17 protein-coding genes are annotated in these 26,984 nt (G+C 67.8%); 8 read left to right on the top strand and 9 right to left on the bottom strand.

Features of this window, described 5'->3' with window-relative positions:
• Positions 1–12 precede the first annotated feature (12 nt).
• On the bottom strand, positions 13–1,440 hold the full coding sequence (locus tag AB1I47_RS06830) for an L-lactate MFS transporter (RefSeq protein ID WP_354683011.1): 1,428 nt from the start codon (positions 1,438–1,440) through the stop codon (positions 13–15).
• 309 nt (positions 1,441–1,749) lie between these two features.
• Here AB1I47_RS06830 and AB1I47_RS06825 point away from each other — a divergent pair, with 309 nt between their 5' ends.
• Complete coding sequence (locus tag AB1I47_RS06825) at positions 1,750–3,153, top strand: sigma-54-dependent transcriptional regulator (RefSeq protein WP_354683010.1); 1,404 nt, start codon at positions 1,750–1,752, stop codon at positions 3,151–3,153.
• Complete coding sequence (locus AB1I47_RS06820; protein ID WP_354683009.1) at positions 3,150–5,195, top strand: sensor histidine kinase; 2,046 nt, start codon at positions 3,150–3,152, stop codon at positions 5,193–5,195. Before AB1I47_RS06825 ends, AB1I47_RS06820 begins: the two co-directional genes overlap by 4 nt.
• Before the next feature lie 104 nt (positions 5,196–5,299).
• On the opposite strand, the gene AB1I47_RS06815 is transcribed toward AB1I47_RS06820, so the two are convergent.
• The 3 genes from AB1I47_RS06815 to AB1I47_RS06805 are packed head-to-tail and all read right to left on the bottom strand — an operon-like array spanning position 5,300 to position 7,740.
• Positions 5,300–5,548, bottom strand: coding sequence for a hypothetical protein (locus AB1I47_RS06815; RefSeq protein ID WP_354683008.1), 249 nt, complete (start codon positions 5,546–5,548; stop codon positions 5,300–5,302).
• Between the two features lie 46 nt (positions 5,549–5,594).
• A complete protein-coding gene (locus tag AB1I47_RS06810; RefSeq protein WP_354683007.1) occupies positions 5,595–6,491 on the bottom strand; it encodes an alpha/beta fold hydrolase in 897 nt (298 codons plus the stop codon).
• Positions 6,492–6,501: 10 nt separating this feature from the next.
• Positions 6,502–7,740: an MFS transporter gene (locus AB1I47_RS06805; RefSeq protein ID WP_354683006.1), complete on the bottom strand. Its 1,239-nt coding sequence runs from the start codon at positions 7,738–7,740 to the stop codon at positions 6,502–6,504.
• Between the two features lie 84 nt (positions 7,741–7,824).
• Here AB1I47_RS06805 and AB1I47_RS06800 point away from each other — a divergent pair, with 84 nt between their 5' ends.
• From AB1I47_RS06800 to AB1I47_RS06790, 3 genes are all read left to right on the top strand, one after another.
• Entirely contained in the window at positions 7,825–9,837 is a 2,013-nt protein-coding gene (locus AB1I47_RS06800; protein WP_354683005.1) for a transcriptional regulator, read from the top strand.
• A 305-nt stretch (positions 9,838–10,142) separates the two neighbouring features.
• Complete coding sequence (locus AB1I47_RS06795) at positions 10,143–13,529, top strand: bifunctional diguanylate cyclase/phosphodiesterase (RefSeq protein WP_354683004.1); 3,387 nt, start codon at positions 10,143–10,145, stop codon at positions 13,527–13,529.
• A gap of 72 nt (positions 13,530–13,601) precedes the next feature.
• Positions 13,602–14,672 carry a glycine-rich domain-containing protein gene (locus AB1I47_RS06790; RefSeq protein ID WP_354683003.1) on the top strand — a complete coding sequence of 357 codons (1,071 nt, stop codon included), beginning with the start codon at positions 13,602–13,604 and terminating at the stop codon, positions 14,670–14,672.
• Positions 14,673–14,846: 174 nt separating this feature from the next.
• Here the strand turns inward: AB1I47_RS06790 and AB1I47_RS06785 are convergent, their stop codons facing one another.
• Genes AB1I47_RS06785 through AB1I47_RS06770 form a run of 4 tightly spaced genes read right to left on the bottom strand, consistent with a single transcriptional unit; the run spans position 14,847 to position 18,872 of the window.
• Positions 14,847–15,905 (bottom strand): VWA domain-containing protein, encoded by a 1,059-nt coding sequence (locus AB1I47_RS06785; RefSeq protein ID WP_354683002.1) that lies wholly within the window; start codon positions 15,903–15,905, stop codon positions 14,847–14,849.
• Positions 15,902–16,948, bottom strand: coding sequence for a DUF58 domain-containing protein (locus AB1I47_RS06780; RefSeq protein ID WP_354683001.1), 1,047 nt, complete (start codon positions 16,946–16,948; stop codon positions 15,902–15,904). The genes AB1I47_RS06785 and AB1I47_RS06780 overlap by 4 nt, the downstream gene beginning before the upstream one ends.
• A complete protein-coding gene (locus tag AB1I47_RS06775) occupies positions 16,926–17,939 on the bottom strand; it encodes an AAA family ATPase (protein WP_354683000.1) in 1,014 nt (337 codons plus the stop codon). Before AB1I47_RS06775 ends, AB1I47_RS06780 begins: the two co-directional genes overlap by 23 nt.
• A gap of 12 nt (positions 17,940–17,951) precedes the next feature.
• A complete protein-coding gene (locus AB1I47_RS06770; protein ID WP_354682999.1) occupies positions 17,952–18,872 on the bottom strand; it encodes a S1C family serine protease in 921 nt (306 codons plus the stop codon).
• Positions 18,873–18,946: 74 nt separating this feature from the next.
• Between AB1I47_RS06770 and AB1I47_RS06765 the strand changes: the two genes are divergently transcribed.
• Positions 18,947–20,005, top strand: coding sequence for a VWA domain-containing protein (locus AB1I47_RS06765; RefSeq protein ID WP_354682998.1), 1,059 nt, complete (start codon positions 18,947–18,949; stop codon positions 20,003–20,005).
• Between the two features lie 95 nt (positions 20,006–20,100).
• Here the strand turns inward: AB1I47_RS06765 and AB1I47_RS06760 are convergent, their stop codons facing one another.
• The gene (locus AB1I47_RS06760; RefSeq protein ID WP_354683029.1) at positions 20,101–21,816 is read right to left on the bottom strand and encodes a sigma-54 interaction domain-containing protein; all 1,716 of its coding nucleotides are present in this window, start codon (positions 21,814–21,816) and stop codon (positions 20,101–20,103) included.
• 220 nt (positions 21,817–22,036) lie between these two features.
• On the opposite strand from AB1I47_RS06760, the gene AB1I47_RS06755 reads away from it, so the two are divergent.
• Positions 22,037–23,584: an acyl-CoA carboxylase subunit beta gene (locus tag AB1I47_RS06755; protein ID WP_354683028.1), complete on the top strand. Its 1,548-nt coding sequence runs from the start codon at positions 22,037–22,039 to the stop codon at positions 23,582–23,584.
• Between the two features lie 49 nt (positions 23,585–23,633).
• On the top strand, positions 23,634–26,951 hold the full coding sequence (locus AB1I47_RS06750; RefSeq protein ID WP_354682997.1) for an acetyl-CoA carboxylase family protein: 3,318 nt from the start codon (positions 23,634–23,636) through the stop codon (positions 26,949–26,951).
• Positions 26,952–26,984: the final 33 nt, after the last annotated feature.

Below are 26,984 nucleotides of genomic sequence, written 5' to 3'. Positions count from 1 at the left end.
GGTAGCAGGCATTCAGGCGGGACTGGCCGCTTCGCGCAGGTGATGCCGCGCATGCACCGGCCGGATCAGCAGGTTGCAGACGAAACCCGCCACCAGAAGGCCTGCCATGATATGCAGGGTATCGACGTAGACCTCTGAGCGGGGCACGCCCAGCGCCAGCGTGTGCTCGCGGATGTAGTTCACCAGCGCCGGCCCCGCGATGCCCGCTGCGGCCCACGCGGTCAGCAGGCGGCCGTGGATGCCACCGACGTAGGCGGTGCCGAACAGGTCGGCCAGGTAGGCGGGAATCGTGCTGAAGCCGCCGCCATACATGGTCAGGATCAGGAAATAGCACGCCACGAACAGGGCCACGTTGCCGGACGCGCCCACGGCCGGCACGGCCAGGTAGAGCGCGGCGCCGCAGGCGAAGAAGATGGCATAGGTCGCCTTGCGCCCGAAGTAGTCGCTGGCGGAGCTCCACAGGAAGCGCCCGGTCATGTTGCCGATGCTGAGCAGCCCGACAAAGCCGGCCGCCGCGGCCGCGGTGATGCTGCCCTTGAAGGTTTCCTGGATCATCACCGCCGCCTGCCCCAGCACGCCGATGCCGGCCGTGATGTTCAGGAACAGGACCAGCCAGAGCAGGTAGAACTGCGGCGTCTTCAGCGCCTGGTCGATATGCACGTTGGCGTGCGTCACCATCCTGCCCGGCCTGGCGGTGGAAACGTAGCCCGGTGGCGCCCAGCCCGGGGCGGGAATGCGGATGGCCAGCGCGCCAAGCGACATCGAGATGAAGTAGACCACGCCCATGACGAGAAAGGCCTGCGCCACGCCCGCGCTGGTGGCGCTCTTGAAATGGTTCATCAGCGCGACCGATAACGGCGCGCCGATCATCGCACCGCCGCCGAAGCCCATGATCGCCAGCCCGCTCGCCATGCCGCGGCGGTCCGGGAACCAGCGGATCAGCGTGGAGACCGGCGAAACGTAGCCCAGCCCGAGCCCGATCCCGCCCAGCACGCCGTACCCCAGGTACAGCAGCCAGATCTGGTGCAGCCAGATGCCGAGCGCCGATATCAGGAACCCGCCGCCGAAGCAGCACGCCGCCGTGAACATGGTGCGCCGGGGACCGACCTTCTCGAGCCACTTGCCGGCAAAGGCGGCCGAGATGCCGAGGAAGAAGATCGCCAGAGAGAACACCCAGCCCAGCGTGGTCAGCTGCCAGTCGCCCGGCACGGACCGCGTGACGCCGAGGATCCGGGTCAGCGGTTCGTTGAAGACCGAGAAGGCGTAGGCCTGGCCGATGCAAAGATGCACCGCCAGCGCTGCAGGCGGCACCATCCAGCGGTTGAAGCCCGGGCCGGCGATGATGGCCTCCTTGGAGAAGGGCGATGGCCGCGATGGCACTCGCGACGGATGTCGCGGCGCGTGTTGCGACGGCGTTTGCGCTTGCGCGGGATATGGCATGAACTTGTCTCCTACCTGGAAGTGGCAGCCTCTTTTTTTCGTCGGAAGCGATGGGCTGGGAGCGCGTCGTCGAGCAAGGGCTATGCCCAGGGGTCGATTCCGTTTATCGTCAACGGCTTGCAGCACGTGGCCCGGGCAACGAGGCGAGGCCATGGACAAAATGTCCAGGGAGCGGCCCGGTGCGCGGGCCAAACTGTCCATCTCCGGCCGCGGCAGCGGCGGCTGGCTCGGTTTACTCCCGATACAGCCGGTCAGCGTACAGTCGCTAGACTGGGCTGTTGCCCAGACCAGGCGTCAATAATCAAAGTGATGAGCGAACGACAAAGCAACGCAGCCGAATCCGACAACTGGCAGCGCCGCACGATCCTGGTGGTGGACGACGAGGCCGGCATGCGTTCGTTCCTGTCCCGGGCGCTCGAAGGCAAGGTGGCCAGCGTGGTGACGGCCGACAGCGCCGAAGCGGGCGCCGCGCTGCTGGAGCAACGCCATGTCGACCTGATCCTGCTGGATGTGGCGCTGCCGGGGGCCAGCGGAGTGGAGTGGCTCAAGGCGCTGCGCGCGGCCGGCAACCCCGCCGATGTCATCCTGATGACCGCTTTTGCCGACATGGACACGGCGATTGCCGCGCTGCGCTCCGGGGCAGCGGACTTTATCGTCAAGCCGTTCCGCGTCGACCAGATGCTCAACGCCATCCGGCGCTGCTTCGACCGGACCCGGCTCGCGCGCGAGAACTACATCCTGCGCCGCGAGCTGGACAAGTACACCATCCACAAGGACTTTATCGGCGAGTCGGAAGCCATGAAGAAGGTGATGGCGCTGGTGGCGCGGGTGGCACCGATGCCGTCGACGGTGCTGGTGACGGGCGAGTCCGGCACCGGCAAGGAAGTGGTGGCGCGCGAGCTGCATCGGCTCAGCGGGCGGCAGGGCCAGTTCGTGCCGCTGAACTGCGGCGCGATGGCGCCCGAGATCGTCGAAAGCGAATTGTTCGGCCACGCCAGGGGCGCCTTCACCGGCGCGGCCGGGGCACGCCACGGCCTGTTCCTCTACGCCGACGGCGGCACGCTGTTCCTGGACGAGATCTCGGAGCTGCCGCTGCCGATGCAGGCCAAGCTGTTGCGCGTCATCGAGGACCGGCGCATCCGGCCGCTCGGGACCGAGCGCGAGATCGCCGTGGACGTGCGCATCGTCGCGGCCTGCAACCGCAACCTGGCCAGCGAGATTTCCGCCGGCCGCTTCCGCCAGGACCTGTACTACCGGCTCGACGTAGTGTCCGTCGCGATCCCGCCGTTGCGCACGCGGCCAGAAGACATCGTGCCGCTGGCCGAGCATTTCTCGGAGCAGTTGTCCGCTCAGCTCGGACTGCCGATGGTGCCGCTGTCGCCTTCGCTGGCGCGCCTGCTCAGAGACTACGACTGGCCAGGCAACGCGCGCGAACTGCGCAACCTGGTGGAGCGGGCGTTGATCCTGGGCGAATACCCGGTCGAACTGCTGGCACAGCCAGCCGATGCGGCGCAGCCCGGCCTGCCGGAAGCGGTCCGCGAGGGCGCGGCCACGCCCGCTGACGACGCCACGCTGCTGGAAACGGTGGAACGCCGACACATCCTGCAGGTGCTGGCGGCGGAGGGCGGCAACCGGGTCGAAGCCGCGCGCCGGCTCGGCATCTCGCGCCGCACGCTGGACCGGAAGTGCCTGCAGTGGGGCCTGCATCCTTGAGCGCCGCCACGCTGCTGCGCCGCTATCGCGCCTCGCTGCGCGCCAAGCTCGTGTCCATCGTCATCGCGCCCTTGCTGGTGGCGCTGGTGGCACTGTTGCTGCTGATGGCGCTATGGGGCAATCGCGTGTTCCAGGCGCTGCTGACATACAAGGTCAACAGCGACCTGCTGGTCGCCCATGAGTACTTCGAGCATATGGTCGGCGGCGTGGAAGACCGGATCCTGCAGGAGGCCAGGTCGCATGCGCTGGTGAATGGGCTTGGCCCTGGCGACGCCATGCCCGCCATCCTGGCCGAAGCGCGGCGCGCGCACGGATTCGATTTCCTGCAGTTGCTCGATACGCAAGGACGGCTGCTCGCCGCCGCGCCGGCAGGCGCCGCGGGGGCGGACTACGCCGCCTGGCGCGTGGTGGCCAGCGCCGCGGCCGGCCGCGCGGACGCCGCCACGGACGCATGGTCCGCCGCGCAACTGGCTGCCGTCTCGGCCGACCTTGCCCGGCGCGCACAGGTGACGCTGCGCCCCACCGCCAACGCGGCGCCGACCGACAGGACCCGGGAAACCCGCGGCATGGTGGTGCACGCGGCGGCGCCGGTGTTCGATGAAGCGGGCGCACTGGTGGGGATCCTGCACGGCGGCACGCTGCTGAACCACAACCTCGGCTTCATCGACACGATCAACGCGCTGGTCTACCAGCCGGAATCCCTGCCCCGCGGCAGCCAGGGCACGGCCACGCTGTTCCTGGACGACACGCGCATTGCCACCAACGTGCGGCTGTTCCATGGCGAGCGCGCGCTGGGAACACGGGTCTCGCGCGAGGTGCGCGACAAGGTGCTGCTGCGTGGCGAAAAATGGCTGGACCTGGCCTTTGTGGTCAACGACCGGTACATGAGCGCCTATGAGCCGATCGCGGACAGCCGCGGCCAGCGCATCGGCATGCTGTACGTGGGCTACCTGGCCAGGCCGATCAGCCAGGCCAGGGACCTGGCGCTGGGCGTGCTGGTGGGATTGTTCCTGTTGCTGGCCGTGGCGGGGGCTTTGTTCTCCCTGTTCTGGGCCAGGCGCGTGTTCGCGCCGATGACGCGGATGGTCGGCACCATGCACGCGCTCAAGGCCGGCAATGCCGAGGCACGGGTAGGCCCGGTGGGCAGCGAGGATGAGCTGGGCCAGCTCGCCGGCCAGTTCGACCAGTTGCTGTCGGACCTGCAGCAGCGCAATGCCGAACTCAGGGACTGGGCGGACTCGCTCGATCGCAAGGTGGCCGAACGCACGCGCGAGCTGGAGGATGCCAACGCCGTGCTGCGGGCTACCCGGCAGCAGTTGATCACGTCGGAGAAGCTGGCGGTCGCGGGGCAGCTTACGGCGGGCGTGGCCCATGAGATCAACAATCCGATCGCGGTGATCCAGGGCAACCTTGACGTGGCCCGCCAGATCCTCGGCCCGGCGGCGGAACCGGTCCGGCACGAGCTCCGGCTGATCGACGAGCAGGTGCGGCGCATCTACCTGCTGACCAACCGGCTGCTGCAGTTCATCCGGCCGGAGGAGTTCGCCGGCAATATGGAGCGGCTGGACGTGGGCGAAGTCGCGGCCGGTTGCCTGGACCTGGTCCGGCACCTGATGAAGGGGCCGGAGATCCGGATCGAGCAGGACTGGCAGGCCACGCGCCGCGTGCGCATCAGCCGTGGCGAGCTGCAGCAGGTGGTGGTCAACCTGCTGACCAATGCCATCCACGCCATGCCGCAGGGCGGCACGCTCACGCTGGCTACGCGCGACTGGGACGGGCTCGGCGTGACGCTGCATGTGCGCGACACTGGCCGCGGCATCCGCGCAGAAGACCTGCCCAATCTGTTCAATCCGTTCTTCACCACCAAGAAGCAGATGGGAACCGGCCTCGGCTTGTCGATCAGCTATGCGCTGGTGGAGCGCTATGGCGGCCGCATCACCGTGGAGAGCACGGTGGGGCAGGGCGCCGAATTCATCGTCTGGCTGCGCGCAGACGGGGCGCCGGCGCAGTCCGGGGACGACACCCGGAATATCCGATACTGATCGACAACGAAGGCGTGGATTACCTGCGCCTGGTCCTGAGCCGGGTGTCTCCCGAAGCCGAGCCGCGAATGATGAAATAAGCCTCCATCTCTCCCCGCTTGGAACTATCCGAACCCCAGCATTCGCCCCGCCAGCACAACGGTAGCCCACAGCCCGAGGGACAGCAGCCCGGCAAACCTGCCATGGCCTGCATCCGACTGCCGGCGCGACGCCAGATGCAGCACCACCGCATTGAGGGCGGCGGCACCGATCAGCGCCAGCTTGGCCGCAAACCACGGATTCGACAGATACTCCCGCGCCGCCGGAGCAAACAGCAGCAGGCCGGTCTTGGCGTGAACGGTGGTCGCGATCATGCTGGCACCGCTGGTGTCCCGATCCATTGTTTCCGAATCGGCTCGGTCATACGCGCTCGAGAAATTCCGCGATCACCTGATTGACCGTATCAGGATGGGTGAGGGGACCCATATGCCCCAGATTTTCAAATTCCACCAGTTCCACCCGGGGCAGTGCGGTGGCAAGGAGCCGCGCCACCCCATGCGCCGATGGCGGCGAGCGCTTGCCGACCATGTAGAGCACCGGAACGTCAAGGGAACGGAATGCCTGCAGGGGTGTGGGCTCCGTAAACAGCGCATGCGCCCATCTGCGGACATTCGTCACCGATGCGGCTATCGGCGGCTTGCGTGCTTCGGGGGTCTGCTTCCAGGCGCCGGACCCCATCCAATAGTCGATAAAGCGCTCGGCGGCGGCGTCCTGGTTCCCTGCGTCAAGGGCGGCGCCCGCGCCAGCGACGGTATCGCGGATGCCATCCGCGTCATTCGGCGCAGGCGTCTGCGCGTCAACCAGCGCAAACAGCGTTGGCTCGTACAGGGCCAGCGCGCGCACGCGGCCAGGATGCGCCAGGGCTGCGATCAGTGCGACGGCGGCTCCGTATGAGTGGCCGACGAACGCCAACGATGAGCCAGCCCGCCTGACCACCGGCTCGATCAGCGCGGCTTCGTCCCGCAGGCAAATGACCCGGTCGGATGGCCAGTGTGGGCCCTTGCCGGAGTCATACGAATCCGGCGCCAGCACGTGGAACTTTGGTGCGAGCTGTTCCATCAGCGCACGCCATTGCCCGGAGTTGCCGGCATTCGAATGGATGCACACGACCCCGGGCCCGGCGCCCGTCTCGCGAAAGAATGGTTCGGATTGGGGCATGCCTGTTGTCGGCGTGGTATTCACGGTTACCTCGGGTCCGGCAGCAACATCGAAAGTCTGCTGCGGCAGCAGCGGGGATGTCGAGAGAAATGAATGCATGGCAGTCTCCTCAAGCGGGTTGGCGGATCTGGCTGGCAGCGGCAGGCACGGGGCGTACCTCACGGATCGGCAAGTGAAGGGCGGCGGCAAACAGACAAAAGACGATGTCCGCCAGCCACATCCAGTCGTAGCTTCGGGTTGCCTCGAACGCCTTTCCGCCGAGCCAGGCGCCGAGGAAGCCGCCGATCTGGTGCGACAGCATGACGATGCCGAAAAGCGTGGCGAGATAGCGGGTGCCCCGCAGCTTTGCGACCAGGCCGATGGTCGGCGGGACGGTCGAGAGGTATGTGAAGCCGAGGCCGGCGGCGAACAGGGCGAAGGTCACCGGCGTCTTCGGGGCAAGAAAGAACGCGAAGATCACCACCGCCCGCGCCAGGTAGAGGGCAGCCAGCGCGTATTTCATGGAGACCGTCTGGATGGCCTTGCCGATCGACAGGCTGCCCAGGATGTTGAACAGCCCTATGATCGACAGTGACCAGGCGCTGACTGTGGCGGGCATTCCACAAAGCGCTACCACCCCAGGCAGATGCGTCGAGATAAAAGCGACGTGGAATCCGCAGGCGAAGAAGCCGGCGTTGAGCAACAGGAAGCCGGGATCGTTGAGCGCCCCGCGCAATGCCACCCCCATCGTGCCGCCGCTGGCAACACCGGCAACGGCGGGCGCCGGCGCCGCGCGCGTGACGATCATGATGGCCGGGATCGCGGCCAGTCCCGCCATGCCGAGGAGCACCATGGCCTGCTGCCAGCCGGTGGTCCCGATCAGCAACTGGGTGAGGGGCAGGATGGTGAACTGGCCGACCGATCCGCCCGCATTGACGATGCCGCTCGCCACCGCGCGCTTCGCCTCGGGGATCAGGCGATTCGCTGCCGACATCAGCATTGCCGGGCCGATCGCGCCAGCGCCGGCCGCGCCCGCCACGCCGATCAGCAGCATCAGCATGAAGGCATTGTTCGAGACCGGCGTCCCGGCGATTGCCGCGGCAAACAGGACGGCGCCGCCAATCATCACCCGGCGCGGCCCCCAGCGGTCCGCGACCGCGCCTGCCACCGGCTGCGCCACGCCCCACATGAGCTGTGAGACGCCGAAGGCAAGGCTGACCGTGGCGTAGCCGACGCCGGTATGCGAATTGAGTAAGCTGAGGAAGAGCGGCTGCGCCTGGCGCAGGCCGAGCCCGAGTGCGAAGACCGCTCCGGCGGCCAGGGCGATGGCCAGATGACTGCGGCTGCGCACGTGCACGGTGGTGTCCATGACTGCTTCTCCTTTTCCGTCCGTTCCAGGTGGTTCCGGTCCCGATCTTTTGCCGCGCGCGTGGTAGGCGGCGTGGGAATTGCCGTGGAATCAGACCGGCCGCGCGAAAGCGGCATCCCTGCGGTGCAGATCCAGATGCTTGGGCCGCTGCGCATCCGGCAGCATGGCGTTGCCGTGTCGCTGCCTGCGTCCAGGAAGGTCCGCGCGCTCCTCGGCTACCTGGCGCTTGCACCACGCCCGGTCTCGCGCAGCCATCTGTGCGAGTTGTTGTGGGAGATGCCCAACGATCCACGCGGCGAACTACGCTGGTGCCTCAGCCGGATCCGGAAACTCGTCGACTCGGGCGATCGGCAGCGGCTGAAGACCAGCGCGGACACGATCTGGCTCGATCTCGCCGATGGCTTCGTCGATGCGCTCGAGATCGCGCATGCGTTCGAGGCAGGCGTCACGGCACTGAGTCCGGAGCGGCAAAGAAGCCTGGCGATGCTGTTCGAAGGGGATTTCCTGGACGGTCTGGAGCTGGCCCGCTGCCCGGTGTTCAGCGCGTGGCTGACCGCGCAACGGCGGCGCTTGCGGGCTTGTCATACCGCGCTGCTGGAGCATCTGGCGACAAGTGCTGCCGGGGAAGAGACCTTTGGGTACCTGGACAAGTGGCGCGAGCTGGCGCCCTTCGACCAGCACGTCCACGCGACCATTCTGGCCACGCTCGCCCGGCATGGCCGCCTGCGCGAAGGGGAGGAGCATGTGGCGGCGACTGTGAAGCTGTTCGAGGCCGAAGGCCTCGACAGCCGGCCGATCCGCAACGCCTGGCGGGCGGCCGTGACAGCGACGGTCGTCGCGTTCGAAGACCGCGCACAGGTCGCTGGCGTCAACCAGGTCGCCCAGCTCGGCCCGGCGATGCCCCGGCACGGCTCCATCGCGATCATGCCGTTCGTCGATCCTTCCACCCAGGCCTACGCCCGCGGCGGCGCGGCCGATGCGCTGGCGCATGATGTCATCACGCGGCTCGCCAAGCTGCGCAGCCTGTTTGTCATTGCGCAGGGGACGGTGTACGCACTGCATGAGCGGCACGTCGGCGCGGAAGAAGCTGGCCGCACGCTGAATGTCGACTACGTCGTGGGCGGAACGGTAAGCACGCGCAACGGGCGCCTCACGGTGACGGTGGAGCTCGCCGAGACGCGCAGCGCCCGCATCGTCTGGGCCGATACCTTCCACCACAAGCTGGACGACGCATTCCTCGTGCTGGAGGAGGTGGGCAACCGCATCGTCGCTTCCGTCGCCAGCGAGATCGAGACGCTCGAGCGCAACCGTGCCATCCTCAAGCCGCCGAGCTCCCTCGATGCATGGGAGGCCTATCATTGCGGCCTGTGGCATATGTACCGGTATCGCAGGGAAGACAACGAGATGGCCCGCCACTTTTTCCAGACTGCGCTGCGGCTCGATCCGACCTTCTCGCGCGCCTATGCCGGACTGTCGTTCACGCATTTCCAGGACGCGTTCCAGAACTGGAAGCAGCGGGACGAGCGCGGCCCGAAAATCGACAAGGCCTATGACGCCGCGGCGCAGGGCCTGATGGTCGACGACCGCGACCCGGCGGTGCACTGGGCGATGGGTCGTGCGCTCTGGCTACGGGGCCGCCCAGAAGAGTCCGTGGCCGAGCTTGAGCAGTCCATCGATCTCAGCCCGAACTTCGCGCTGGGCCACTACAATCTTTCATTCGTCCGCTCGATTTCCGGCGACCCGCAGGCTGCCATCGTTTCATCGGACCTCTCACGCCAGTTGAGTCCTTTCGATCCGATGCTGTTTGGCATGCTCGCCACGCGCGCGATGGCGCTGGTCCGTCTCGGACGCTTCGACGAAGCCGCGGGCTGGGCCGTCAAGGCAGCCGCGCGGCCCAATGCGTTCCCGCACATCCACGCGATTGCGGCCTGCTGCCTCGCGCTGGCCGGCTCGCTGGACCAGGCGCGCGCCGAGGCCGCCACCATCCGCAAGATCGCCCCTGCCTACAGCCTTGCCGATTTCCTGATGAGCTTCCCATTCGATCCGGAAGGCGAGGCCCTGTTCCGTGAAGGCGCGCGGCGGATCGGGATGGGGTGAGCGGGATCAGGTGGGTTGCCCCCACCCTGTTGCAGGAAGCGCCTGGCACGAAAATTTCGCGAGCGAGGCCCATGTTTACCCTTGCAATCGCCCCGTCGATAGTCCACAGCCTGCCAAACAGACACCCTACTTAAGGAGGGTGTCCTGGCCGCGATAATTAGCGCACGTCTGACCCGGCTTGCTATAGATTGTTAAGACATAAAAAACGGCCCGCTGAATGGTCGCGCCGTTGAAAAAGTGCCTTTTTCGCAGTAGTCGTTGGCGCTGGCCGCTCAGCCACAGGGCCGCCGCCATACCGGGGGGAGATGATCTTGGGCCAGACGCTTGCGCGCTTGCTGCGCCTGCTTGGACGCCTTGGGTCGCGCACCATCACGGCGGGCACCTTGCTGCTTGGCGTGCTGACGACGGCCGTCGTCTACGCGTTCTGCACCGACCTGCTGGAAAAGGATGTCCGCCTGCGTTTCGAGAACGATACCGGCGACGTCATCCAGCAGATCGATACACGGATCCGGCTCTATACCGACGTACTGGTGACCATGCAGGCGCTGTTCGGCGCCAGCGACCATGTCTCGCGCGGCGAGTTTCGCGATTTCGTCAGCGGGCTGAACCTGCCGCAGCGCTATCCCGGTTTCCAGACACTGAACTACGCGCCCTATGTGCCGGCGGCCGAGCTCGATGCGTTTATCGCCGGGCAGCGCAGCGATCCGATCCTGCGCGATGCGGGCGTGACGTTCAACGTCCGTCCCCCTGGCCAGCGCCCCGGCCACTTCGTGCTGACCTATGTCGAGCCGCTCGCCATGAACCTGGCATCGATCGGCGTCGACATGGGCGCAGAGCCACGCCGCCTGGCGGCGCTGGAACGGGCGCGCGACACCGGCAAGTCCGTCAGCAGCGGCCGGCTGATCTTCAGCGAGGCAAAGAACCCGCATGTGGGCATCGCGCTGCGCCTGCCGGTGTACCGCAAGGTGCCGAACCTGGATTCCGTGCAAGCGCGCCGCGGCGCCTATATCGGCTCGGTCGGGGCGGGCATCCGCGTGGACGATCTGCTGAAAGACCTGGTCAGCAGCGACAACCTGCGCCGCATCCGGTTTCGCGTGTATGACGCCGGCGACTTCGCCGAGGCCGCGGTTCCTCCCTCCGCCGCCAACCTGCTGTATGACAGTGTGACCGGCCTGCCGGCGCGGGGACGCGGCCGGGGCGCGGACGCCAGCAGCGTCCATGCCAGTGGCGCGCGTGGCGCGGCGACACTGGCGCACGGCCAGAAGGGCGCGGACGCCGAGCAGAATGACCTGACCAGGAGCGTGGTGCGGGATTTCGGCGGACGGCGCTGGGTGATCGCATTTGACGCCGATGCCAACGCCATCAGTGGTCCGCAGCGCTACCTGCCGGCGCTGGTGGTGATTTCCGGCGCAATCATCAGCGTGCTGCTGGGCTGGCTTGCCTACGCGTTGTCGAGTTCGCGGGCGCGCGCCGTGGCCGTGGCCGAGCAGATGACGCACAGCCTGCGCGACAGCCAGGCGGCGCTCGCCGAGGCACAGCAGATCGCTCACGTCGGCGACTGGCGTATCGATTTGGGCAGGGACATCGCGCACTTTTCCCGGGAAATGGTGCGCCTGCTGGGCTGGCGCGGCGACAAACCGACGCCCGAAGCGCTGTTCCAGGCGATCGACCCCGGCCATCGCGCCGTGCTGCAGGAAAAGATGCGTGCCGCGCTGCAGGATGGCCAGCCGTTCGAGCTTGAGTGCCCGTACCGGTCGCGGCGCGGACGCCGGGGCTGGCTGCACCTGATCGGCCATGCGCATGGGGCGCACGACAGCGCCGTGCTGCGCGGCACCGCGCAGGACATCAGCCAGCGCAAGTGCGCCGAGCAGGCCAGGGCGCAGGAACACCAGATTGCGCTGCATCTGGCTACCGCCACCAGCGAGATCGAGGTGCTCGAGGAGATCGTCCACACGCTGCTTGAAGGCATGGACTGGGAGGCAGGTGCCTTCTGGCCCGGCGACGACAGCCAGGGACTGAAGCTGCCGCCGGTCTACCTGGCCCGCGTCAAGGCGCTGGAGCCGTGGCTCGCCGCACGCCCCGCATTGCCCGCCGGTGCCGCGGTGTTGCAGGCGCCGCAATGGTTTGCAAACCGCAACGCGATCGCCCGGCATGCGCAAGCCAGGTGGCTCAGCGCGGGCGGCATTCGCACGGTGTTCGCTTTTCCGCTGAGCCGGGGCCATGTGACGCTCGGCGTGGTCGAGCTCTATTCCCGTGCCAGGCGCAGCCCCGATACGCATGCGCTGGCGATGGCGAGCGGCGTTGCCAACCAGACCGGGCATTTCCTGCTGCGGCGCCAGGCCGAGGAAAACCTGCGCTTTATCGCCAATCACGATGCCCTGACCGGGCTGCCCAACCGGCTGATGTTCAAGGCCGAGTTCGAGAAGGCGCTCACGCGGGCCCGCACGGGCGACCAGACCCTGCATGTCATTTTCGTCGACCTGGATGAGTTCAAGGTCGTGAACGACACGATCGGCCACAACGCCGGCGACATCGTGCTGCGCGAGATGGCCGACCGGCTGCGCGCGAGCCTGGACGATGTGGACCTGATTACCCGCTTCGGCGGCGATGAATTCGTCGTGCTGCTCGACCCCAAGGGCGACTCGACAATCCTTGGCCGGACCATCGCCAGGATCCAGGCCGCGCTCGCGCCTGGCTTCGTCGTCAACGAATCGGAACTGCGGATGACGGCAAGCATCGGCATCAGTTCCTTCCCCGAGGACGGCAACGACTGGCAGACCCTGCTCAAGCATGCCGACCTGGCCATGTACGGCGCCAAGCAGCTCGGCAAGAACGGCTACCAGTTCTACTGCCGCGGCATGAGCGCGTCCCTGCAGAAGCGCATCGACATGGAGTCGCACCTGCACCGCGCACTGGAGCAGAACGAATTCGTCCTCTACTACCAGCCGCGCATTGCGCTTGCGTCCGGCGAGTGCACGGCGGTCGAGGCCCTGATCCGCTGGAACCATCCGGAACTCGGCATGGTCATGCCCGGGGATTTCATTCCCTTCGCGGAGCAGAGCGGCGCCATTGTCGAGATCGGCGCGTGGGCGCTGCGCGAGGCGTGCCGCCAGAATGCCGCATGGCGCGCCGAGGGACTGCAGCCGGTGCGGGTCTCGGTCAATCTTTCAGCACGGCAGTTTGCCGACAAGTCGCTCAGGCTGACCATCATCGACGCCCTGCGGCAAGCGGGCCTGCCGGGCAGCCTGCTGGAGCTGGAGCTCACCGAGAGCATGGTCATGCGCGATGCCGAACAGGCATCGAGCTGGCTCTCGCGTTTGAAGCGCACGGGCGTCCGGCTGGCGATCGACGACTTCGGCACGGGCTATTCCTCGCTTGCCTACCTGAGCCGCTTCCCCATCGATACGGTCAAGATCGACCGCAGCTTCGTCCGCTACGTACCGGAAAGCCGCAGCGACACGCAGATTACCAGCGCGGTGATCGGGCTCGGCCACCGCCTGGGCCTGGAAGTCGTCGCCGAAGGCGTGGAGAACGAGGCGCAGCTCGAGTTCCTGCGCCGCGAGGGCTGCGACGAAGTCCAGGGTTACTACTTCAGCCATCCGCTGCCGCCGGCGAAGATCACTGCCTTCCTCGCCAGCCGCATGGAGAATGGCCCCACTTTCGAGCCGGGGCCGCTACCAATGCGCGCCTGACTGCCGGCAATCCGGCGCGCGCCTATGCAAGTGCAATAAGAGGCAGTCCAATAAAAAATGGGAGCATGAATCATGCAGGACCGAACTGTTGACACCATGTGGCACGCCATCGACGCCCTCGACTTTTCCAGGATGAAGGCCAAGCTGCTGCACCAGAAGCATGTGCACTGGACCCCGGAAGCGCTGGAGCACGCGGAGAGCGGCTACCGGCATTTCCTCAAGCTGGCCGCGAAGTATCCGGACACGCCCGCCGTCCCCAGCGAACAGGTGGATGCCTTCTGGCATGCCCATATCCTGGATACCCGGCGCTATGCCGCCGATTGCGAGCGCATCTTCGGCTATGTGCTTCACCACGACCCGTACGTTGGCATCGATGGGCCGGAAGACGAGGCCCGCCTGCTGGCAATGGCCGCGCAGAGCGATGCGCTGAGCGTGCGCGAGTTCGGCAGTCCGCTGACCTCTGCCGCATATTGTGCTCGGGCAGGTGCTGACGCGCCTGCGTACTGTGCGCGCTCGGCCAGGGCTGAGGATGCTGCGTACTGCGCGCGCTCGGCCAGGGCGGAGGATGCTGCGTACTGTGCGCGCTCGGCCAGGGCGGAAGATGCTGCGTACTGTGCGCGCTCGGCCAAGGCGGAGGATGCCGCGTACTGTGCGCGCTCGGCCAAGGTTGAGGATGCCGCGTACTGTGCGCGCTCGGCAAAGGCTGAGGATGCTGCGTATTGTGCGCGCTCGGCCAAGGTGGAGGATGCCGCGTACTGTGCGCGCTCGGCAAAGGCTGAGGATGCTGCGTATTGTGCGCGCTCGGCAAAGGCGGAGGATGCCGCGTACTGTGCACGCTCTGCCAGGGCGGAAGACGCCGCGTACTGCGCGCGCTCGGCCAAGGCAGAGGAACCTGCATACTGTGCACGCTCTGCCAGGGCGGCCGACGCCGCGTACTGCGCGCGCTCGGCGAGGGCGGAAGACGCCGCGTACTGCGCGCGCTCGGCCAGGGCGGAAGACCCCGCGTACTGCGCACGCTCGGCCAAAGCCCCCGACCCCGCATACTGCGCGCGCGCAGCCGCGGCTGAAGTCGCCGGCCGGCCCCCCTCAGGTGCGGCCAGGCCGGCCTATTGCGCCCTGACGTCGCCTCCCGCGGCCTGCTGAAGGCCAGGACTTGCCGGCCGGGCGGGCACCCTCAGGCTCGCCATGTCGCCCGCGCCGGCATGTTCCGTTGCAACGCGATGCAAACGCCGCGCATCTCGATCAATGACCGAGGCGCCGAAGCGGGTGGGTTCTCGGGCCGGGTCGCCGGGGAGGTGCATCAGTCCGGCCCTGCGTCTACAACACGCGCCCGAACCACCACAGCGACAGCAGCCCCGCGCAAGTCGCCAGCAGCGCCCCGAGCGCGGCGAAGAACGCGGTGATTTCGACCTGGCTGCGCTTGTCGAACGCCAGCCGCGCGTTGAGCGCGCGGTACACCTTCTTCAACTGGGCGGCATCCTCCAGGCGAAAGTACTCGGCCGCGGTGGCGTCGGCGACCTGCTTCAACACCTTCTCGTCCAGCCTGACGCGGGCCGACCAGCCGTCGGCCGAGAGCACGACGCCCTGGGGCGTGCCGACGCCCACGGTATAGATGCGCACGCCATGCGCGGCGGCAAGCTGCGCCGCCTGCAAGGCGCCGGGGCCGGCATTGCTTTCACCGTCGGAGAACAGCACGATCGCACCGGCGGAATAGGAGCCGGGCGTCACGGTGTCGCCGCTGTCGGAGAGGTCCGGCTGCTTCGGCGGCGTGGGCTCTTCGTTCATCAGGCGCTCGGCATCGGAGGCCGTCTGCGGCAGCAGGGTCGTCAGCGCAATCAGCAACCCGTTGCCCAGCGCGGTGCCGCCTTGCGGTTGCAGGCGGTCGATCGCCATGGCCACATCTTCCTTCCTGCGGCTGGGCGCCTGCGCCACAGCCGCCGTGCCGGCCAGCGCGACCACCCCGACGCTGACGCCCGCGGGCTGGGCGTCCAGCAGGACCTTGGCTGCCTGTTGCGCGGCGCGGATACGGGTGGGCTGGACATCCTGCGCGCGCATGCTGCCCGACAGGTCGATGACCAGGATCACGGTCTCGATGCGCGAGGGCAGCATCATCACGGCCTGCGGACGGGCGATGGCGAAGACCAGTGCGGCCAGGGCCAGCAGCGCCAGCGCGGGGCAGACGTGGCGGCGCCAGTTCGCGCGGCCCTGGATGGCGAGGCCGACGGTCTTCAGGGCGGGATAGTGCACCGTCGCGCGCCGCCGGCGCGCATCCAGCCACAGGTAAGCGGCGCCCAGCATCAGGACGACCGCGAACAACCACAGCATGCCGGGCCACAGGAAGCTGAAGACGGGCAACCGGCTGATCGCATCCATCATGCTGCCCCCTCCCTGGTGGCCCCTTCAGCGGCGCCTTTTGTGGCGCCTGCCGCGGCGCCTTTTGCGGCCCCTTGCCGGCGCCGGCGCTGGCTGGCGAATTGCAGCAGCGCCAGGTCCAGCCGGGCATAGGTCGACAGCGTCAGGCACGCCACGCCGGCCCGCGCGAAGCCCTGGCGCAGCTCGGCCTCGCGCGCCTCGGCGGCGGCGGCGAAGCGTTTGCGGAAGGCGGGGTCATGCGTGTCGACGACCATCTGCTCTCCGCTTTCGGCATCCTGCAGCACGACCATGCCGAGGTCGGGCAAGGCCAGCTCCAGGGGATCGACCAGCCGCACGGCGACGACTTCATGACGCCGGGCCAGCATGCCGAGCGACGCCTGCCACCCCGGGGCGCTGATAAAGTCCGAGACGACGAACAGCACCGACCGTCGCTTCGCGACAACCCGTGCGCGCTCCAGCAGGTCGCGCAACCGGGTCTCGCCCGGCGACGCCGCGGGCGTGGCATGCATGCGGTCGAGCAGGTGCAGCAAGTGACGGCGCCCCGCGCGCGCCGGTATCACGGATGCGCCCAGGTCTGCCGCCCCGCCGTAGAGCAGAGCGCCGACCCGGTTGCCATAGCGCGTCAGCAGCAGCGCCATGACGGTGGTGAAGTCGCTCAGCAGGTCGCGCTTGCGCACGGTGCCGGAACCGAAGTCGACCGACCCGCTCAGGTCCAGCAGGAACCAGACGCCGACCTCGCGGTCCTCCTGGTACTCACGCACGTGCGGCGTCTGCAGCCGCGCCGTCACGTTCCAGTCGATGTGCCGCACGTCGTCGCCGGGGTGGTATTCGCGCAAGTCGGCAAGGTCGAGCCCGAAGCCGCGAAACAGCGTGCGGTAGTCGCCCTGCAGCAGGCCGTCGAGGCGGCGCACCACCGTCCATTCCAGGCGGCGCAGCAGGGCGTCGGTCTGGCTGGCGCCGACACGGGCAAGCGCCGCGCCGGCGGGAGCGGTGTCGGCTGCGGCTTCGGGGCCGCGCCGGCCCCTAGCCCGCAGCCGCCCGAACATGGGATTCCAGCGGACGCTCGGGCGCCGGCAGCGCCGCGACGATACGGGCAATGAGCTGGTCGGGCGTCGCGCCATCGGACATGGCCTCGTAGGAGAGCACCAGGCGGTGGCGCAATACGTCAGGCACGAGGTCGATCACATCTTCGGGCAGCGCATAGTCCCGGGCGCGCAGGAACGCCAGCGCGCGCGCGCCTTCGACCAGGCCGATGGTGGCGCGGGGGCTGGCGCCGAAGGAAACATAGCGGTCCAGGTCGGCCAGGCCGTAGCTGCCTGGTTTGCGGGTCGCCGCCACCACGCGCACCGCGTACTGGACCAGGCTTGGATCCACATAGACCTTGCGGCACGCTTCCTGCAGGCCGGTCAGGTGCTCCGGCGTGGCGATGGGGGTCACGGAGATGCGGGGGCCGGTGACGCGGTTGACGATGACGACTTCCTCCTCCTCGCTGGGATAGCCCACCAGCACCTTCATCATGAAGCGGTCGACCTGCGCCTCCGGCAGCGGATAGGTGCCTTCGGTCTCGATCGGATTCTGCGTGGCCATGACGAGGAAGGGCGCGGGCACCCGATGAGTTTCGCCGGCGATGGTGACCTGCTTTTCCTGCATGACTTCCAGCAAGGCGCTCTGCACCTTGGCCGGCGCGCGGTTGATTTCGTCGGCCAGCAGCAGGTTGGCGAACACCGGTCCCCGCACGGTGGAGAACTCGCCCGTGCCCTGGTTATACATGCGGGTGCCGATCAGGTCGGCCGGCAGCAGGTCTGGCGTGAACTGGATGCGCTTGAAGGAGCCGCTCATGGTCCTGGCCAGCGTGTTGACGGTCAGCGTCTTGGCCAGGCCCGGCACGCCTTCCACCAGCAAGTGGCCACCGGCCAGGATGGCCACCAGTACCCGTTCGAGAAAGTGGTCCTGTCCCACCACCACGCGCTTGACCTCATACAACAGGCGTTCCATCAGCTCGGCGTTGTCCACCGCAACTCTGGCTTGGTCGTTCATAGGCCCCCGCAGCTAGAAAGGAGAAGATCCGACGGAAACACCGGCACTTTCGATCGTGATGGCAAAGCCAATGCCGAGGAAGGTGCCGCTCTTGTTGGGGTTGAGGATGGCGGTGACGATCCCGATCACCTCGCCATCCATATTCACCAGCGGCCCGCCGGAGTTGCCCGGATTGGCCGCGGCGTCGAACTGGATGAGCTTGTCCAGGTCCTGCTTGTGATCGGGCGAAACGAACCTGCGGTCGAGTCCGGACACCACGCCGGCAGACACCGACGGGCCGATGCCGAACGGAAAGCCGACCGCGACGACTTCGGTGCCGGGCACGAGATCGCGGCTGGAACCGAGCGTCGCCGCCGGCAGGTCGTCGGGAATGGACTTGGGCTGGAGGACGGCAAGGTCTTTCTCCGGGATCGCCTGCAGCACCGTGGCCTCGGACTTGTGACCGTCGTGGAACCTGACTTCCAGGCGCCGGGCGCCGGCGATGACGTGGTAGCTGGTGAGGATCACGCCGCGCTCGGTCACGACCACGCCAGAACCGACGTGTGGACCTTCGGACTTGGCCGCGGGCTGCTCCTTGTCGCCGGCACGGTCGCCGCCATCCCCCGCCCAACGCGACGAGCTGGCCGGCGGCGAGGTGTCGGGGCGGGTGGCAGAGGGATCACGCCTGGCCTCGGGCGCGGACGCCGCTTCGGCGATCTTTTCCACTGGCGGGAAACTGCGGATTTCCACGACCGACTCGCGCACCGCCTCGGCCGCGCGGGCCGTGCGCGACGGCAGGCTCTTGGTTTCCAGCGTATGCAGCACCGCGGCGTCGATGTCCGCCTGCGTGAGGGCGCGCCGCGCGGGCTGCAACAGCCACGCCGAGCCCACACCGGCAGCCAGAACCAGCACAACCGCCACCGAGACCCATCCGTAGATCGCCACCCGTTTCATCGCAGCCCCCGAGGTCCCGTCCCGCCGTGGAAAATACAGTACCATCCTCTTACCCACGCGCCAAGGAGCAGGGCATGCAGTTTCTCTGGCCGCAGATGCTCTGGCTGCTGCTCGCGGTCCCACTGCTGGCAGCCGCATACCTGTATCTGATCGCGCGGCGCAAGAAGGCCGCCTTGCTCTATGCAAGCCTTGCATTGCCGCGCGCCGCGCTGGGTCCGGGACAACGTCTGCGGCGCCACATCCCGCCGCTGCTGTTCCTGTTCGCGCTGACCGCCGCCCTGCTGGCATGTGCCCGCCCCAGCGCCACCGTGACCCTGCCGGCCGACACCGTCACGCTGGTACTGGCGATGGACACCTCCCGCAGCATGGAGGCGACCGACGTGCCTCCCACACGGATCGGCGCCGCCCAGCAGGCCGCCCGCGACCTCGTCGTGGGGCTGCCGGCCAGGGTGCGGCTGGGCATCGTGTCCTTCGCCGCCACCGCGACCGTGGTGCTGCCTCCCACCGACAACCGGCAGGACATGCTCGACGCGCTGGACCGCTTCCAGCTCCAGCGCGGCACGGCGACCGGCAGCGGACTGTTCCAGGCGCTGGCAGTGCTGTTTCCCGACGATGGCATCGACCTGGAGGCGATCCTGTTCGGCAGCGTGTCGGGCCGTTCCGGGCGCGGCACATCGCTGGACGAGGCCGCCGCGGCCGATGCCGCCCGCAAGCGGGAGCAGGAGCGCGAAGCGGCGCAGCCGGGCTCGTACCCGCACGGTGCCGTGATCCTGCTCAGCGATGGCCGCCGTACCACCGGCCCGGACCCGATGGAGGCCGCGCGCATGGCCGCCCAGCGCGGCGTGCGCGTCTATACCGTGGGCTTCGGTTCGCCGCAGGGGAGCGCGGCAGAGTCGAGCCTGTCCTACTACATGCAGCTCGATGAACCCGCGTTGCGCGCGGTGGCGTCGATGACGGGCGGCGAGTACTTCCATGCAGGCTCGGCCGCCGACCTGAGCCAGGTGTATCGGCAGCTCAGCGCGCGCTTTGCGCTCGAGCGCAGGGAAACCGAGGTGAGTGCCTTGTTTTCCGCTGCCTCGGTGCTGCTGCTGGTGGCGGCGTGCGGACTCTCGCTGTTGTGGTTCCGGCGGTGACCACCGCGCCGAAGCGCAGGGGACGTCACGCCGCTTGCCGCAGCCGGCCCGGTAGCGCGCAACGAGCCGCGCAACGGGCCGCGCAACAGGCCCTGTCAGCGCGCCGGCCCGCGTTCCAGGATCTTGTACAAGTGCGACCGCGAGATCCGCAATTGCTCCGCGGCGCGCTTCTTGTTGCCGCCATGGCGCGCGATGGCGTCGACCACGGCTGCATAGGCAAGCTCGCTCATGCCGGCACCGGCTTCGGCCCCTACCCCCGCCGCTGGTGCCGTTGGTGAGGGCGAAGGCATGCCGGCCTCGTCGATCTGGGCGGGCGGATACGCCTGCACCACTGGATTCGCGCCTGATCCGCTTTCCATGCTCACCGGCCCGCGTGCGGCTTCCCCACGTGCAAAATCCGCCACGCGCAATCTGCGGCCATCGCAGAACACCAGCGCTTCCTCGATGCGCTGGCGCAACTGGCGCACATTGCCGGGCCAGGGCTGGCCGGCCAGGTGCCGCGCCACATCGTGATCGACTTCAGGCACCGGCACCGCATTGCGCGCGCAGAACGCGCTGACGAAGTGCTGCAGCAGGGCCGGGATATCTTCGCGCCGCTGGCGCAGCGCGGGAATGCGCAGCACCACGCCGCTAAGCCGGTAGAACAGGTCCAGGCGGAAGCGCCCGGCGTCGACCAGGGCGGGAATGTCGCGATTGGTGGCGGAGATCAGGCGGAAATCCACACGCTGCGCGCGGCGGCTGCCAAGGCGCTCGACCATGTGGTCCTCCAGCACCCGCAACAGCTTGACCTGCATCTCCATGGGGATGTCCGCCACCTCGTCCAGGAATACGGTGCCGCCGGCGGCCTGTTCCAGCTTGCCGGCCTGTCCCTGGCGCCGGCTTCCGGTAAAGGCGCCGGGTGCATGGCCGAACAGCTCGGATTCGATCAGCGTGGCGGGCAGGGCGGCAAGGTTGAGACTGACCAGCGGCCTGTCGCCGCCCGGCTCCTGGCCCGCATGATGGATGGCGCGGGCCACCAGTTCCTTGCCGGTGCCGCTTTCGCCCAGGACCAGCACGGGCACGTCAAGCGGTGCCACGGTCTGGATCTCGCGGCGCAGGCGCTGCATCGGCGCGCTTTCGCCGATGAGCGCCAGCAGGGGCTGGCTTTCCCGCAAGCCGTCCAGTTCGCGCTGGTAACGCGCCACCTGCGTGCGCAGCGCGGTCAGCTCCTTGTGCATGCGCACCAGCGCTTCCGGTCCCTTGAACAGGATCTGGCCGATGGCCCCGACCACATGGTCGTCCTGGCGGATCGGGATGCGGTTGACCACGCGGGTGACGCCGTTCATCTCCTGCAACTGCCCGATCTCCGCCTTGCCGGTCGCGACGACCTGCGGCAGCCGTGAATTCGGGATGACGTCGGCGGCGGGGCTGCCGGTGCCCGCGCCGGCTTCGAGGCCCAGGAATTTCTCGTGCACCGGGCTGATAAAGCGCAGCAGGCCCTGCCGGTCCACCACCGTGATGGCCTGGTACGGGTCGGTCAGGAAGTGGTCGAGGATGGCGCCGGCAAAGGGCACCGTGCCAACGAAGTCGAACAGCACGGTTTGCGTGTCGACACGATGCAGCAGGATCAGCTGGTGGCTGCCGTCTTCCAGGCACAGGCCGATGTAGCGGCGATCGCCGGCCGCGACTGGAAAAAGCCTGCGCCCCTTGACCACGTCCGTGGCGTGCTTGCAGGCGTTTTGCGCCGCCTCGGCGATAGCGGGGTCTGCACAGACCCCCACCATGGCGATTTTGCCGGCGGGAGAGAGCACTACGGCACCCAGCGCAGGCATGCCGGCCGCGCCTTGCGGTGTTGTTGCTGAGGACACTGCTTGTCTCCATGCGTGTCCGTCAAGCGGACACATGCTGTCGTTATCGCGGACATGGTAAGCGGGCGCCGGAAATTCCTCAATCAATTCAATGGGGTTGCAAGTGTCCTCAGGGTGGCATGGGTCGTGCGGTATGGGAAACAACAACCTGAATCCGTCGACACCGGCAGAAGAGTCCTGAATGATGACCTGGCAACCCGAAATCGATGAACTGGCCTACCGCAGGCGGCTCGCCGCCCGCATGGGGGGTGAAGACAAAGTGGAGCGCCACAAGGCGGCCGGCAAGCTCACCGTACGCGAGCGCATCGATCAGATTGCCGATGCCGGCTCGTTCCGCGAGGTCGGCGGGCTGACCGGCAGCGGCCGCTATGACAGCAACGGGCGGCTGGTGGACCTGGTGCCGTCGAACCTAGTGATGGGCCGGGCCCAGGTGGGCGGGCGGCCGGTGGTGCTGGTGGGGGACGACTTCACCGTGCGCGGCGGTGCCAATGACGGTGCGGTGGGCGACAAGCTGGTCCACGCCGAGAAGATGGCGCACGATCTGCGCCTGCCGATGATCCGGCTGGTCGACGGCACCGGCGGTGGCGGCTCGGTGCGCAATATCGAGATCAAGGGCCACACCCTGATCCCCACCATGAAGGTCTGGCAGCACGTGGTGGAGAACATGTCCGTGGTGCCGGTGGTGTCGCTGGCACTGGGGTCCGTGGCGGGCATGGGCGCTGCCCGTGTGGCAGCCAGCCATTATTCGGTGATGGTGAGGGAGACTTCGCAGCTGTTCAATGAAGGTCCGCCCGTGGTGGCGCGCGTTGGCCAGAACCTGACCAAGAACGCGCTGGGCGGCAGCCAGATCCATACCCGCAACGGCGTGGTGGACGACGAGGTCGCCACCGAGCTGGAGGCCTTCGGGCGCGCACGCCGCTTCCTGTCCTACCTGCCGGGTTCCGTCCATGAACTGCCGCCGCGGATCGAGCCGGCCGACGATCCGGCGCGTCGCGACGAATGGTTGCTGTCGGCCATCCCGCGCGACACCCGTGCCACGTACGAGATCCGCCCGATCGTGCAGGCGCTGGTCGATGCCGATTCGTTCTTCGAGATCGGCATGAACTGGGGGTGCGCGCTTGTCACCGGCCTGGCCAGGCTCGATGGCTGGCCGGTGGCAGTGATCGCCAGTGATCCGGCCTTCCATGGCGGCGGCTGGGACAGCGCCAGCGCGGAGAAATTCACCCGTTTTGTCGACATGGCACAGGCCTTCCACCTGCCGGTGGTCAACCTTGTCGATATCGCGGGGTTCCAGATCGGGCTGGAAGCCGAGCAGGCGGGCACCATGCGCTACGGCGTGCGTGCGCTGGCGGCGGTCTACCAGACCACGGTGCCGTGGTGCTCGGTGATCCTGCGCCGCGCCTATGGCGTGGCGGCAGCCGGCCACCAGCATATGGGGCGGTTCAATTGCCGCTATGCCTGGCCATCGGCCAACTGGGGCTCGCTGCCGATCGAAGGCGGACTGGAGGTTGCCTACAAGGCCGAGATCGAAGGCGCCGACGATCCGGTGCAGAAGCACGCCGAGATCGAGCAGCGGGTGCGCAGCCTGACCTCGCCGTTTCGCAGCGCCGAGGCGTTCGTCATCGAAGACATCATCGATCCGCGCGACACGCGCACGCTGCTGTGCGAGTTCGCCAACCTGGCGGCACCGCTGCGCGAAACCGGCATCAGCCGCTTTGGCATCCGGCCCTGATCACTGTGCAGCCCACAGCATTGACTTAATAAAACGAAGGAGACATCCATTGAAAAAGCTGTTGATCGCCAATCGAGGGGAGATCGCGTTGCGCGTCCAACGCGCCGCGCGCGACATGGATATCCGCACGGTCGCGGTCTATTCGCAGGACGACGTCAGTTCGCGGCATCGCCTGCTGGCGGACGAGGCGCTTGCGCTCGACGGGGCCGGGCCGCCGGCGTACATCGACATTGCCGGCATCATTGCCGCGGCGAAGGCTTCCGGTTGCGATGCCATCCATCCAGGCTATGGCTTCCTGAGCGAGCGTGCCGATTTTGCCCAGGCGTGCATTGACGCCGGTATCACGTTCGTCGGCCCCACCGTGGCACAGCTGGCGCTGTTCGGGGACAAGGGCAGTGCGCTGCGGCTGGCGGCGGAGTGCGATGTCCCCACCATGCCGGCAACGCGAGGCGGGGCATCGGTCGAAGAAATCGCCAGCTTCTTCGAAGCGCAAGGCGATGCCGGCATCGTCATCAAGGCCGTTGGCGGCGGAGGCGGCCGCGGCATGCGCGTGGTGCGGCGGCGCGAGGACCTGGCGGAGGCTTACGCGCGCTGCCGCTCCGAGGCGGGTTCCGCGTTTGGCATCGATGCCCTGTACGCCGAGCGGCTGGTCAGCCGGGCGCGCCATATCGAAGTGCAGATTGCCGGCGACGGGGCGCGGGTGATCGCGCTTGGCGAGCGTGACTGCACCTTGCAGCGCCGCTTCCAGAAGCTGGTGGAGATCGCTCCCAGCCCGGTGCTGCGCCCGGCGCTGCGCGAGCAGATCATCAGGGCCGCGCTGAAACTGGCGCGCCGCGTCAACTACCTGAGCCTGGGTACCTTCGAGTTCCTGGTAGAGGAAACGGCGTCTGGTGAGCAGCAGGATTTTGTCTTCATCGAAGCCAATCCCCGCTTGCAGGTCGAGCACACCATCACGGAACAAGTCACCGGCGTCGACCTTGTCGCGCTGCAGCTCGGGCTGGCAGCAGGGCAGACCCTCAGTGACCTTGGCCTCAACCACGCTTCGCCGCCGCAACCGAAGGGATACGCCATCCAGGTCCGTGTGAACGCGGAAACGACCGATGCGCAAGGCCTTGCGCGCCCGGCCCAGGGGCGCCTCGAATGCTTCGATCCGCCGTCGGGTCCGGACGTTCGCGTCGACACGCACGGCTACACCGGCTATGCGCCGTCGCCCAACTTTGACACGCTGCTGGCAAAGCTGGTTGTCACCAGCGCCGCGCCCGGGTTCGAGGGGGCGGTGCGGCGCCTGCAGCGTAGCCTCGCGGAATTCCGGATCGTCGGGGTGCCGACCAACCTTGACCTGTTGCGGGCCCTCGCGCAGCGCGCCGATTTCCTCAGCCAGCAGGTGCACACACGGCACTTCGAAGCGATTTTCCCGGAGCTGATTGCCTGCGCGGCGGAGATCGCAAGGGCCGAGCGCGCGCAGGCATCCCTGCCTGGCGCCGCGACGCCCGCGGCCGCTGTGCTCGCGCCGCGCCTGGCGGACGCCGAAGAGGCCGTCAGTGAGGGGGCGGTAGCGATCCGCGCGCCACTGACCGGACGGGTGGTCGAGATTGCAGTGAATGTGGGCGATATCGTCCAGCCGGGCAAGACGGTTGCGGTGCTCGACGCCATGAAGATGGAACACGCGGTAACGGCTGAATGCGGCGGCCGCGTCATCGACCTGCGGCTGCAGGCAGGCGCGCTGGCGCCGGAAGGCCAGATCCTGATGGTGCTGGAGCAGGCCGAGGCCAGCGGCGAGTCAGCGGATGTCGTCGGGGATGCCGACCCGCATGCGATCCGTGCCGACCTGCAGCGCGTGCTCGACCGGCATGCCTGGCTGTATGACGACGCGCGCCCCGATGCGGTGGCAAAGCGCCGCTCGCGCGGCCAGCGCACCGCGCGCGAGAACGTCGCGGACCTGTGCGATCCGGAGACCTTCGTCGAGTACGGCGCGCTTGCCGTCGCGGCGCAGGCCTCCCGCCGCAGCCGGCAAGACCTCATCGCCAACACTCCGGCGGATGGACTGATTACCGGCATCGGCGATATCAACGGCGAACTTGTCGGCAAGGACAAGGCGCGCAGTGCGGTGATGGCCTACGACGCCACGGTGCTGGCGGGAACGCAAGGCAAGCGCAACCACATCAAGACCGACCGCATCGTCGAAGTTGCGATGCGGGACGAGCTGCCGCTGGTGCTCTTTGCCGAAGGCGGTGGCGGGCGCCCGGGGGATGTGGATTTCCCCTCGGTGTCCGGCCTGTACCAGCCGTCGTTTGCCGCATTTGCCGATCTGAACGGGCATGTCCCGGTCGTCGGCATCGTGTCGGGCCGATGCTTTGCCGGCAACGCGGCTTTCCTGGGCTGCTGCGACGTGATCATTGCGGACAAGTCAGCGAATCTCGGCATGGCGGGGCCCGCCATGATCGAGGGCGGGGGCCTGGGGATCTTCCGCCCCGAAGACGTCGGTCCGGCTTCGGTGCAGTTTGCCAATGGGGTGGTCGATGTCCTCGTCGATGACGAAGCGCAGGCGGTCCAGGTGGCGAAGCACTACCTGTCGATGTTCCAGGGGCGCGTGGCGCACTGGACCGCACCGGATCCCCTCGACTTGCGCCATGTCGTGCCGGAGAACCGGCTGCGCGTGTACGACTCCCGCAAAGCCATCGAAGGGATCGCAGACGTCGGCAGCGTGCTGATGCTGCGCGCCGGCTTCGGCGCGGGCATACACACCGCACTCGCCCGCGTGGAGGGGCAGCCGGTGGGGATCATGGCCAACAACCCGCATCATCTCGGCGGTGCCATCGATGCCGACGCCGCGGACAAGGCGTCGCGCTTTATGCAGTTGTGCGACGCGCACGGACTGCCGCTCATCTCGCTGATCGACACGCCCGGGTTCATGGTCGGGCCGGAGGTCGAGGCGCGCGCGCAGGTGCGCCATGTGTCGCGCATGTTTCTCACGGCGGCCAAGCTGCGCGTTGCGCTGCTGGGCGTCACGCTGCGCAAGGGGTATGGCCTGGGCGCCATGGCGATGGCGGGAGGCGGCTTCCGCTCGGCGAATTTCGTCGTTTCGTGGCCGACCGGGGAATTCGGTCCGATGGGCCTGGAAGGCGCCGTCACGCTGGGCTTCAAGAAAGAACTGGAGGCGGTGCCCGACGGGCCGGAACGCAAGGCGCTGTTCGACCAGCTGGTTGGCCAGGCCTACGAGCGCGGCCACGCGATCAGCACGGCCGCCGCGGTGGAGATCGATGCCGTGATCGACCCTGCGCAGACGCGCAAGTGGATCGTCCAGGGGATCGCATCAGCCGACGTCCGGCGACGCAGAGCGCGCCGCCCGTTTGTCGATGCATGGTGAAGCCTGGCCCTGGATAGTCCATACACAAGAGGT

This window comes from Cupriavidus necator, from assembly GCF_040578825.1.
In the GTDB taxonomy this organism is placed as follows: domain Bacteria; phylum Pseudomonadota; class Gammaproteobacteria; order Burkholderiales; family Burkholderiaceae; genus Cupriavidus; species Cupriavidus necator_E.
This window is presented reverse-complemented; position numbering and strand designations above follow the sequence as displayed.